The sequence below is a fragment of the Pseudomonas sp. BF-RE-21 genome (assembly GCF_019947305.1).
GTDB lineage: Bacteria > Pseudomonadota > Gammaproteobacteria > Pseudomonadales > Pseudomonadaceae > Aquipseudomonas > Aquipseudomonas migulae.
Genome location: NZ_JAGYGF010000012.1, coordinates 121,038 through 132,780, shown reverse-complemented (window position 1 = coordinate 132,780; position 11,743 = coordinate 121,038). Strand labels below are relative to the sequence as shown.

Annotated in this window: 10 protein-coding genes; 8 read left to right on the top strand and 2 right to left on the bottom strand. The window is 59.7% G+C overall.

The window, feature by feature from the left end; translation table 11 throughout:
* Positions 1-113 precede the first annotated feature (113 nt).
* Positions 114-485: a DUF6124 family protein gene (locus KGB25_RS11650; protein ID WP_008034164.1), complete on the bottom strand. Its 372-nt coding sequence runs from the start codon at positions 483-485 to the stop codon at positions 114-116.
* A gap of 124 nt (positions 486-609) precedes the next feature.
* On the opposite strand from KGB25_RS11650, the gene KGB25_RS11645 reads away from it, so the two are divergent.
* The 6 genes from KGB25_RS11645 to KGB25_RS11620 all read left to right on the top strand — a co-directional run bounded on the left by KGB25_RS11645 (position 610) and on the right by KGB25_RS11620 (position 9,515).
* Positions 610-789: a hypothetical protein gene (locus KGB25_RS11645; protein WP_157222791.1), complete on the top strand. Its 180-nt coding sequence runs from the start codon at positions 610-612 to the stop codon at positions 787-789.
* A gap of 255 nt (positions 790-1,044) precedes the next feature.
* Positions 1,045-2,493, top strand: a complete 1,449-nt coding sequence (locus KGB25_RS11640) for a sensor histidine kinase (RefSeq protein WP_207286179.1) — start codon at positions 1,045-1,047, stop codon at positions 2,491-2,493.
* A 183-nt stretch (positions 2,494-2,676) separates the two neighbouring features.
* Complete coding sequence (locus KGB25_RS11635; protein ID WP_207286178.1) at positions 2,677-5,484, top strand: multicopper oxidase domain-containing protein; 2,808 nt, start codon at positions 2,677-2,679, stop codon at positions 5,482-5,484.
* Between the two features lie 17 nt (positions 5,485-5,501).
* The gene (locus KGB25_RS11630; RefSeq protein WP_223435004.1) at positions 5,502-6,518 is read left to right on the top strand and encodes an SCO family protein; all 1,017 of its coding nucleotides are present in this window, start codon (positions 5,502-5,504) and stop codon (positions 6,516-6,518) included.
* A 104-nt stretch (positions 6,519-6,622) separates the two neighbouring features.
* The gene (locus KGB25_RS11625) at positions 6,623-8,119 is read left to right on the top strand and encodes a sensor histidine kinase (RefSeq protein WP_008034155.1); all 1,497 of its coding nucleotides are present in this window, start codon (positions 6,623-6,625) and stop codon (positions 8,117-8,119) included.
* On the top strand, positions 8,088-9,515 hold the full coding sequence (locus tag KGB25_RS11620) for a sigma-54-dependent transcriptional regulator (protein WP_207286177.1): 1,428 nt from the start codon (positions 8,088-8,090) through the stop codon (positions 9,513-9,515). Before KGB25_RS11625 ends, KGB25_RS11620 begins: the two co-directional genes overlap by 32 nt.
* On the opposite strand, the gene KGB25_RS11615 is transcribed toward KGB25_RS11620, so the two are convergent.
* Complete coding sequence (locus tag KGB25_RS11615) at positions 9,506-9,901, bottom strand: hypothetical protein (protein ID WP_008034150.1); 396 nt, start codon at positions 9,899-9,901, stop codon at positions 9,506-9,508. The genes KGB25_RS11620 and KGB25_RS11615 overlap by 10 nt on opposite strands.
* A gap of 169 nt (positions 9,902-10,070) precedes the next feature.
* Between KGB25_RS11615 and KGB25_RS11610 the strand changes: the two genes are divergently transcribed.
* Together KGB25_RS11610 and KGB25_RS11605 are read left to right on the top strand one after the other, a co-directional pair.
* Positions 10,071-10,877, top strand: a complete 807-nt coding sequence (locus KGB25_RS11610) for a class I SAM-dependent methyltransferase (RefSeq protein WP_008043610.1) — start codon at positions 10,071-10,073, stop codon at positions 10,875-10,877.
* Between the two features lie 197 nt (positions 10,878-11,074).
* Positions 11,075-11,743, top strand: a complete 669-nt coding sequence (locus KGB25_RS11605) for an ABC transporter ATP-binding protein (protein ID WP_223435003.1) — start codon at positions 11,075-11,077, stop codon at positions 11,741-11,743.

Genomic DNA, 11,743 nt, shown 5'->3' with positions numbered 1-11,743 from the left:
GCGCAAGCTTGCTCGCGATGGGCGCTAACGAAGACGCGTGTTATCTGGATAAGCGCGACGATCGTGAGTCCATCGCGAGCAAGCTTGCTCCTACAGACAGCTGGACGCAGTCGCTACTCGGTGGGGGCTAATTGATCCAGCGCCCGATTCACCGCCAACTCGCCCAGCATGATGACTTGCGCAATCCCCAGCAGGGAGTTGCGGCATGTCCCGTCCAGTTGATCCGCCAGATCTGTCGCCATGACATTGGCCGATGCCAGGGATTCACACGCATGGGCCAGCAGGGTTTCGGTATCGAGCTCCGGGTTGACGATGAACAGGGTGGTGGGTGTTCGCGGAGTAGCTTTGATGTGAGCGTTCTGGGCGGCAGGGTTGAAGTAGAAATCGAGGGCGCGATTGACTGCCTCGCGATGTGCTTCTGAATCGGGATTGTCTTGCGGCGATGCCGGATCGGTGTCCGGTGGATTGGGCGTTACTTTGAACATAAATAAAACTCCTTATGCTAACAACAAGGAGCCATCACCCTCGCTACCAAACGAGGGGTGGTGGCCATACGCAGGTTGGTAGACCGGGCACAAGGAAACCGGCGCGCCCGAAGGCGCCCTGTGCATGACCACCATAAATGCGAGACCAGAAGCCTCAAATGGCGATGCAATGCACCTTATGCAGCTCGGGCTACCAAACCCGATCACTGATTTTCAGCGACCGGAAAACGATAAAGCCCAAGATCAAGGCGCACAAGCCGGCGGATTCTGGCGCAAGCGTAGGCAATGGCGCAAGGCGTTGTAGCCTGCGCGAAGTAACACGAAGTGTTTTTAAACACGCGTGGTTAAACATGAGCAAGCACTGCTGAAAATCGCGGAAGCGCCAGACTGTGCTCGTGGCAGTTTGCAAAGGCAAAACCACTGAATGTGTGTTTGCCGAACGGTTACGCGTGTATCGAGTGATGGATCCAACAGGGGATCGTCACGTCAACACCCAATACCGGGCAAATGCCTGACCGTGGGCTATAACCAATGGGGGGAATCGCCGGGAAGTACGCCCATGAACATGCCCACACAATCGCTCCAGTCCGAAGAGGGCGATGTGCGCTTGAGCTCGCGAAAGCAACCGTTCAATCTGCTGCGCTGGTTTTCCCTCATCAGCATGGCGGTGATTGGTACGGTGGCGGTGGCGCTGGGGGCTGTGTCCACGCGATTTGTGATTACCGAGAGCGTGCAGCGCGATGCATTGCTGACCTCGCAGTTCATTCAGACGATTGCCTTGACCGAGGTGCGCCACGTATCCATTCCCAATGTGCGCAGCATGGGCGAGCTGCTGGACCCGCGCAAGGACAAGGATTTCCCCGACGTAGACCCGATGGCCCGCGCCAACGCCCGGGGCGAATTTCTCGACCACATCGAGCACTTGCCTGACGTGATCCTTGCCAACATCTACGCCCCCGACCGCATGGTGATCTGGTCGACCAACCCGGCATTGATGGGCACCACGATCCATGCCGACGAAGACCTTGAGCGCGCATTCGCCTCCAGGACGCCGGTGTCGACCAGTTATCACGACGTCGACAAGACACGCATGGAGCAAAAGTTCGTCTCGCCGCCGGAATTCATCTTCATCGAAAACTACATTCCGCTGTTCGATGCCGACGGCGAGCACGTCACGGCGATGGTCGAGATCTACAAGGAACCCGAGGACCTGATCAGCCGCATGGAGCGCGGTCTGGTGTTGATCTGGCTGGCTACCGCACTGGGCGGCGGGCTGATTTATCTGGGGCTGTACTGGATCGTGCGGCGTGCGGCGATCCTGTTGGCGGCGCAGCAAAAACAATTGATCACCAACGAAACCTTTGTCGCCCTGGGTGAGATGTCATCGGCGGTGGCCCACAGTTTGCGTAACCCGTTGGCGACCATTCGCTCCAGTGCCGAACTGGCGCTGGAGTTCGACAATGGCCCGGCGCACCAAAACATCAACGACATCATCGGGCAGGTCGATCGCATGTCGACGTGGGTCAGGGAATTGCTGCAATCCTTGCGCCCGCTCACCGATGAACCGGAACCGGTGAACCTGGTGGCGGCGGTGCACGACAGCCTCATGGCCTTCGAGCAGCAGATCGCCAAGGCCTGCGTTCATGTGGTGTTCGAGCCGAAGGACACGCCCATGGTCCTGAGCCAGCAGTTGCAGTTGACGCAGATACTCAACCGTCTGCTGGCCAACGCGCTGGAGGCCATGGACCAGGGCGGCACGCTCACCGTCATTTTGGAGCCGACGGATGCCCGAGACGTCAGCGTGGTGGTGAGCGATACCGGCAGAGGCATGAACGAGGAACAGCGCAGCATGGCTTTCCGGCCGTTTTTCACCACCAAGCAAGGCGGGCTCGGCGTCGGGCTCGTACTGGTCAAGCGGATTATGGAGCGCTGCGGCGGTACGGTGAGCCTGGACAGTCGCGAGGGCGAGGGCACAAGTGTTCGCCTGTCGTTCCAACGCAGTCCCTGAAATGGGGACGAACTTTCCCCGGTTGCGGGTGTCATTCCCCAGTCGTTTTTCAGAGCATGGCAAATTGATGTTGATAAGCCATTGTTTTAACGAGTATTAGTGCGTTTGTATAGGCTGTAGCAAGTCTGGCGAGCTCCTTGCAAAACCCCCATTACCCCCTTCACGACTTCGAGGCGGCTGGTGATGGACAGAAAAGCGCTGCACCCCTGCAAATGGTTTGGTCTCCTGACGCCCCTTAGCGTTTTTGTGGCCATGACGCTCGGCACAACGAGCCTGCGCGCCAGCCCGATCGACGACGAGGGGCAGCCGCCACCTTCCGACCCTTCGGCGTATTACGACGAGCCGGCTGACAAGGCAGGTGCCTTGAACGCCATTTTGACCATGCCCCCCGCCAACCTGGATGCCTTCGACTTGCCGGCTGGCGTCAAAGGCACCCGAGAGACCCCGCTCAAGGAAAACGTCCTTCCGCCGGCGATACAGACAAGCTTCAATTACCCTACCAACGGCAAACCCAGCCCGTTGTACGGTGCTCTGCCGTTCACTCAGCAACTGGTGCTGTTCGAAGAGTTCGGTCCGGAAAAACTCGACCCCACCACCCCGGCGGCGCAGTTGCCGTTTCCACCGGCCGCCATCGGCCCGCTGCCGCAACAGGATCCCACCAGCGTCGCTCGCAGCGCTCCGCCGAGTGCGGCGCTCGACGCTTTCATGCGCCAACCCGGACTGACCCCGTTTCCCAGCCATTATTCCAACGTGGTCGATCGCAACCCTTGGCAGAAGCAGATCGAATTTTTCCTCAACCGGCGTATCGGTTCGTCGGCTGAAGGCCGTCCACCAGGAAAAGGCTGGTCGCACCAGCGCTGGAACGAGTTTTATCCGCAGATCGCCTACAAGACTGTGCAATCCGGCGCACGGGTGAATACCGGGTTGCGTGACAGTCGTCAGATGCACCGCTATGCCATGGGCGAGTTTGGCCCCGGTGGCCTCTATTACAATGTGGCTGGCCTGCCGACGACCGTAGGCACCGCCAAAGGCGTCGATGCGCGTTTTCACCCGAAAATGCCGGTGCAGAACCATAAATCGGTCTGGACCTTCGACGGCACCTTGCCGCCAAAATTGCTCATGGTGCGTTACGGACAACCCGTGCTGATGCGCCATTACAACGCCTTGCCGATCGACCCGTCGGCGAACATGGGTTTTGGTCTGCACACCCTCAGCACCCACGAACACAATGGTCACCAACCGGCGGAAAGCGACGGTTATGCCAACGCATTTTTCTTCCCCGGGCAATTCTACGACTACCGCTGGCCGATCCAGTTGGCTGGCTACGACAGCATCAACACCACGGCTACAGACCCGCGTGCAGCTTTTCCGTGCTCGCCGGGCGAAACCCTGTGGACCAACGACCTCATCCCCAGCCGCAAGACCTGCGACAACGGCACGATCAAGATCCGTGGCGACTGGCGCGAAACCATGAGCACCCACTGGTTTCATGACCACATGCTCGATTTCACCGCGCAGAACGTCTACAAGGGCAACGCGGCGATGATGAACTACTACAGCGCCCTGGACCGTGGCAATGAAGCGGTGAATGACGGCGTCAACCTGCGTTTACCCAGTGGCAACGCCTTGCCTTGGGGCAACCGCGACTACGACGTCAACCTGCTGTTTGCCGATAAAGCGTGGGACAAGAACGGTCAACTGTGGTTTAACCCGTTCAATACCGACGGCTTCCTCGGTGATCAGGTGCTGGTCAACTGGCAGTGGAAACCGGTCCTGGATGTGCGCGCCCGCAGCTATCGGTTCCGCATGCTCAATGGCTCGGTATCGCGCTACTTCAAACTGGCGCTGGTGCGCGAGATCAAGGGCACCGGTGGCGAGTTCCCAGGGCCTGTCGGGTCAGGCTTGTCGTACGCCCGTGTGCCGTTCCACATGATTGCCAACGACGGCAACATCATGGAACACGCCGTGCCATTCGACGGCACCATGGACCTGGATGCCGACGGCGATACTCAAAATCACAACGCGATCCTGCCAACCATGGGCATCGCCGAGCGTTTCGACATCGTCGTCAACTTCTCGAAAAACGGGGTCAAGGCGGGCGACAAGCTGTTCTTCGTCAACCTGCTGGTGCACGAAGACGGCAAGGGCCCGGAAGAACCCGTCGCCCTGGCTGACGTGCTGTCCGAGAAGTACAAGGCCGTCATCAGGCAATCCAGCAAGGGGCCGAAGTGGGAGGACGGTGATCCGGCGATAGGCAAAGTGTTGCAATTCAACGTCAAGGCCTACACCGGTCAGGACCTGGCCATGGACCCGGCGGCCTATGAACCGGCCAAACCGGGCAAGGCTGAAGGCCTGGTGATGATCCCGCTGAAAATTCACCGCGATAATGTGGCCGACAAGGCGCTGCTGGCCAAGGCCCGTCATCGCACCTTCACCTTCGGTCGTTCCGACGGCACCGATTCGGCGCCGTGGACAATCAAGACCGACGGCGGTTTCGGTTTCAGAATGGACCCTCGTCGGCTGAACGTCTCGACCAAACTGGCCTCCGGCCCGACCGATGCCGGCGCCACGGGCTTCGGTACGCTGGAAGTGTGGAACATCAAGCTCGGCGGCGAAGGCTGGAGCCACCCGGTTCACGTGCACTTCGAGGAGGGGATCATCCTCAGTCGCGGCGGCAAGCTACCACCGGAATGGGAAAAATGGGCACGTAAGGACGTGTACCGCATCGGTCCGGAAAAGGACGGCCTGGACAGCGTCGAGATTGCGATCCACTTCCGCGAATTCGCCGGGACGTACATGGAGCACTGCCACAACACTCAACATGAGGACAACTCCATGCTGTTGCGTTGGGACGTTGAGAAACCGGGGCAACTGCAATTGATGCCGGTTCCGCTGCCGAGCTGGGATGGCGTGCGCTACGTGAACTCTGCTGCACTGCCAACCTTCCGCACTGGCGATGGCTACGGCCCACAAGTGGTGATCAAGCCATGATCCGCAGGGGAGCCGACATGACACTGCACACGCCGCGCTCCCGCGCACTGGGCATGCACCTGATTCTGGTACTGGTGACGTTTTTGCTGGCCAGCCAGGTGCTGCTCGCTCATGAAGGCGCACTGTCGCCGTCGCCGACGGATTCGGCGACACCCTGGGGGCGCGATTACTTTCCCAACACCTTGCTGACCGACCAGGACGGTCGGCAGGTGCGTTTTTTCGATGACATGATCAAAGGCAAAGTGGTGGTGATCAACTTCATCTTCACCACGTGCAGCGACTCCTGCCCGCTGGAAACCGCGCGCCTGCGCCAGGTGCAGCAGTTGTTGGGGCCCCGGGTCGGTCAGGATATTTTTTTCTATTCGATCAGCATCGACCCTTTGAGCGATACACCCGAGGTGCTCAAGGCCTACGCGCAGCGCTTCAAAGTCGGACCGGGCTGGCAGTTCCTCACCGGGGAGTTCGAGGCCGTCACCGATCTGCGCAAAAAGCTCGGGTTGTTCATCGAGGGCGTCGACAACGGTCGCAGCAAGGACCACAACCTGAGCCTGATCGTCGGCAACCAGGGCACCGGTCGCTGGATGAAAGCCTCACCGTTCGAGAACCCATGGATCCTCGCCGATCAGTTGGCCAATACCTTGCAGAACTGGAAGCAACCCAGTGTTGAAGAAAATTATGCCGATGCGCCCGAGATCCGCCCGCCGAGCAACGGCGAAGAGTTGTTTCGCACCCGTTGCGCCTCGTGCCACAGCCTCGGGCCGCAAGACGGGCAGGGCATCGGCATGCGCGCCATCGGTCCGGACCTGATCGGCGTAACCCGCGTGCGCGATCCCGCCTGGCTCAATCGCTGGATCCGCGAACCGGATCGCATGCTGGCCGAAAAAGACCCGATTGCGCTGGAACTGTTTCAACGCTTCGACAAAATCCCGATGCCAAACCTGCGCCTTGATGAGAAAGCGGCGCAGTCCATCATTGATTTTTTGCAGGAGGAAACCGATCGTCAGCAATCGTTGCAAGCGGCGCAGGTGCCATAGCGGCGAATTACTATCATTGAACCGCCGACTCGATCAATGACACCTACACTGATGCGAAACGCCACTGAATAGGCTTCATGCCAGTACCGAATTCAGGACCCACCATGCAGATACTCGAACAACAAAAAGTACCTGCTCCGTCGAACCTTCCGGCGGGGGAATGCACGAGCTGGCGTGGCGAATTCAATCTGCTGCGCTGGTTTTCCTTTGCCAGTTTTTTGATCATTGCCGCCGTGGCGGCGGGGCTGGGGTACATCTCCACCCGTTTCGTGGTGGAGGAGAGCATCGAACGCGATTCCATGCTGACCGCGCAATTTATCCAGGCCATCGGTGCTGCCGAAATCCGCCACGCATCGATTTCCCCGGAAAGAACCATGGGCGAAATGCTCGATTCTCGCCTGGATAACGCCCATCCCGACGTGAACCCGGGCGCACGTGCTGCGGCACGCATCGAGTTTCTCGATCATGTGGCGAACCTGCCGGACCTGCTGTTGGCCACGGTGTATGCCCAGGATCGCACCGTGGTCTGGTCGACCAACCCGGAGCTGATCGGCGTACGCATCGAAGACGACGATGAACTGGACGAATCTTTCGAAATGAAGGAGCCCGTTTCCACCAGCTACCACGAAGTCGATGAAGAACGTCCCGAACAAAAACTGTTGCACGAGCCCCAGTACCTGTTCGTTGAAAACTACATCCCGATGTTCAACGCCGACAAAAGCAAAGTCATCGCCATGGTCGAGGTCTACAAGGAGCCTACTGATCTGGTTGAACGTATCCAGCGCGGTTTCAAGGCCATCTGGCTGGCCACCGTGCTCGGTGGTGCCGCCATCTACTTGGGGCTGTTCTGGATTGTGCGACGTGCGGCGAAGCTGATCGAGAGTCAGCAGAAACAGCTGATTGCCAACGAAACCTTCGTCGCGCTGGGGGAAATGTCTTCGGCCGTGGCCCACAGTTTGCGCAACCCGCTGGCGAACATTCGCTCCAGCGCCGAACTGGCCCAGGAAATCGCCAGTCAGAGCGCGCAGAAGAACATCGGCGACATCATCAACCAGGTCGATCGCATGTCGCGTTGGGTTCGCGAGTTGCTGGTGTCGTTGCGGCCGGTGAATGACGACTACGAAACGGTAGACCTGGTGTTGGCCATCGACGACACCCTGAGTGCCTTTGACGCGCTGATCAAGCGCTCCGGTGTCGAAGTCCGGTTCACGCCGCAGGTTTGCCCACCGGTCGTCAGCCAACAGGTGCTGCTCACGCAAATTCTCAATAGCCTGTTCGCCAATGCCCTGGAAGCCATGCCCAAGGGCGGTGTGCTGAGCATCGATATCGAGTCGCCGCAGTCCGGACTCTTGCGCATGACCCTGAGCGATACCGGCAAGGGCATGACCAAACAGCAGCAACAAATGGTTTTCAAACCGTTTTTCACCACCAAGCAAGGCGGGTTGGGTGTGGGCCTGGCCCTGGTCAAAAGAATAATGGAGCGTTTTGAAGGTTCGGTCGAACTGACCAGCCAGGAGCAGGAAGGAACCCGCGTTTGTCTGAACTTCAAAGTGGCAACGGGAGGGGAATATGGGGTACAGCATTCTGCTGGTCGAGGATGACGAAATCCTCGCCGGGAATCTTCAGACCTACCTGGAACGCAAAGACTTCGAGGTGACGGTCTGCCACTCGGCTGAAGATGCGCTGAAGCAAATGAACACGTTTGCCCCGGACGTCGTACTGACCGACAACTCGTTGCCGGGCATGAGCGGTCACGATCTGATCCAGAAGCTGCGTATCAGCGCGCCGGACCTGAAAGTGATCATGATGACCGGCTACGGCAATGTCGAAGACGCCGTGGTGGCGATGAAAGAAGGCGCGTTCCATTACGTCACCAAACCGGTGGCGCTGCCGGAACTCAAGCTGTTGCTGGACAAGGCCCTGGCCACCGAGCGGATGGAGCGCACGCTGTCGTTCTATCAGGAACGCGAAGCGCAGAAGTCGGGGGTGCAGGCGTTGATCGGCGAATCGGGGCCCATGGTCTTTCTGAAGAACACCATCGGCCAGTTGCTCGACGCCGAGCGCCGGATGGCCAACGCCGATTTGCCGCCGGTGCTGGTGGAAGGCGAGACGGGCACCGGCAAGGAACTGGTGGCCCGCGCACTGCATTTCGACGGCCCGCGCAGCAAGGGCCCGTTCATTGAATTCAACTGCGCGTCGATTCCCTCCAATCTGGTGGAGTCGGAGCTGTTCGGCCACGAGAAGGGGGCATTCACCGACGCCAAGGACCGTCGCGTCGGCCTTGTGGAAGCGGCGGATGGCGGCACCTTGTTTCTCGATGAAGTCGGGGAAATGGACCTGCTGCTGCAAGCCAAACTGCTGAAGCTGCTGGAAGACCGGACCATTCGCCGGGTCGGTTCGGTGAAGGAGCGCAAGGTCGATTTGCGGGTGATCAGCGCAACCAATTGCAACCTCGAACAAATGGTCCAGCAGGGCAAGTTCCGCCGTGACCTGTTCTTCCGTTTGCGCATCATTTCGATCAAGGTGCCGCGCCTTTATACCCGTGGCGAAGACGTCCTGTTGCTGGCCCGGCACTTCCTCGCCATCCACGGCAAACGCTATGGCAAACCGAACCTGCATTTCAGCGAACAGGCCGAAGAATTGCTCATGAGCTACAGCTGGCCGGGCAACGTGCGCGAGTTGCGCAACATGCTCGAACAAACCGTGCTGCTGGCCCAGTACGACACCATCGCCGCGCACCAGCTGAACGTCTGCCTGAGCCTGGTGGACGAGCCGGTGGCGATGCCCGAGGCGCCCCATAATGAAGTGCGCCCGGCGTACAACGGCAACGAGTCGATGAACCTGCCGGAGGTCGAGCGCGACATGGTGCGCAAGATGCTCGACAAGACCGACTGGAACGTCACCAAGTCCGCGCGTCTGCTGGGTTTGAGCCGCGACATGCTGCGTTACCGGATCGAAAAACTCGGCCTCGCCCGCCCGGACAAGCGTCAGTGGTAGACGGGCGTCGCCTGGCCCTGTCGACTGAGGCAGGCCAGCAGGCACGTCGGGTCGACGACTTCTTCGTTCACGTAGACGCCGAGTTCCGGGTCATAGGAGCGGATGAACACCCGGACGGTGGCATCCGCGACGGTCGGCAACCGTGAATCGGAGAACACGTGCTCGCTGGAGATCGGGATGAAATCCTGCGGCGCCGTGGGAATGTACGAGCGCGGTGGCACCGTGCTCAGCGTCGGCGGAACGGGGTGGGCGAACGGCTGGTTTTCGCCGTAATAGTTGAACTCGCTGCTGTACCCGGACGGCGGCGTCAGGTTGTCATCCGCGTGAACCCCCGTGGTGGCGGTCAGGCAGAAGATGAGCAACAGCATCAAATCGGTGTGTTTCATGGCAGCACCTGCGAAATCGGTTGTCCCGCAATTCCCCAAGGCCATTAACTATAGCTGCCGTACGGGGGCGTTGCCGGCTTACAACATTCCAACAAACGCTACATGGGTTTTTCAAAAACGCTGATCTAGACTCGGGCCGGTCTGATAAACCCGAGTTCTGGAGCGTGCAATGGAAATGCTGACCAAAGAAAAAGCCATCGCCAGCAACCGCGATGCGTGGAATGACTCCGCCCGACACCACAAAGACAATCCCGAATGGCCGTCCCTGTTGAAGGCCGTGACACTGGGCGATTTCTGCTGCATCGACGACACGTTGCGCGGTGTGCTGGAGCAGGTCGGGGTCGACGGCAAGGACGTGGTGCAACTGGGCTGCAACAACGGCCGCGAAAGTCTTTCGCTGTTTGCGCTCGGTGCCCGCAGCGTCGTCGGCGTTGACCAGTCCGCGGCGTTTCTCGACCAGGCGCGGGAACTGGCTTCCCGCTCGCCGCACGCGCCTGAATTCGTCGAGGCTGATATTCATCATTTGCCGAGTGAACTGCACCACCGGTTCGATGTGGCCCTGATCACCATCGGCGTATTGGGCTGGATGCCGGACATTGGCGAATTCTTCCGCCACGTCGCCCGCACCCTCAAGCCCGGCGGGGCGTTGGTGGTGTACGAAACCCACCCGTTCCTGGAAATGTTCGACCCCGAATCAGACGATCCCTTTCGCCCGGTCACTTCGTACTTCCGCCGCGAACCTTTCGTGCAGGACCAGCCGATCGTCTACGAAGGCAAAGTCGAACAGCAAGCCGCGACGTCCTACTGGTTCGTCCACACCCTCAGCGAGATGTTTACCGGCGCCATCGAAGCGGGGTTGCAGATCAGCCACTTCAAGGAATATCCGCATTCCAACCGGGAGGAGATTTATGATCAGTATCAGCAGCGAGAGGCGCAGTTGCCGTTGTGTTTTACGTGGGTGGGGGTGAAGTGCTGAGTTTTTGAGCCGAAAATGAGTTGCCCCTATCGCGAGCAGGCTCGCTCCCACCTTGATCTTTGGCGCAACGAAGATCCAATGTGGGAGCGAGCCTGCTCGCGATGGGGCCCTAACGTGCAACGCAAACCTGAAATTTGTCCCAACTCCACTTCCGCGGCCGCTATCCTTTGCCCCACGCCCCTCAAACAGGTTCACCCATGCTTTCGGTCCAAGGCGTTTTCAAAAGCTACGCCACTCCGCAAGGTCCTCTGTCGGTGCTGCAAGGTGTCGACCTGACGCTGAAATCCGGCAGCAGCCTGGCGCTGATGGGCGAGTCGGGCAGCGGCAAAAGCACCTTGCTGCACTTGATCGCCGGGCTGGACAAGGTCGATAGCGGCAGCATCCGCAGTGGTGAGCATCAGCTTGAACGGATGAGTGAAGGGCAACTGGCGAACTGGCGACGCACCGAAATCGGCCTGGTGTTCCAGCAGTTCAACCTGATCGGCAGTTTGCGCGTGGAAGACAATCTGGCGTTTCAGGCGCGGCTGGCGGGGCGGCATGATGCGCGCTGGCAGGCGCATCTGGTCAAGCGCCTGGGCCTGGGCGATGTGTTGCGGCGTTATCCGGAGCAGTTGTCCGGCGGCCAGCAACAGCGAGTCGCGCTGGGCCGGGCGCTGGCGTCGCAACCTAAACTGCTGCTGGCCGACGAACCCACCGGCAGCCTCGATGAAGCCACCAGCGATGAAGTGCTGAAGTTGTTGCTGGAGCTGCTCGACGACAGTCCGACGACGTTGTTGATGGTCACCCACAGCCCGAGAGTGGCCGCGCGCCTGGCAGAAAAAGTGGTGCTGCACCATGGCCGTCTGGCTGGCGCGGACGAGCACTGA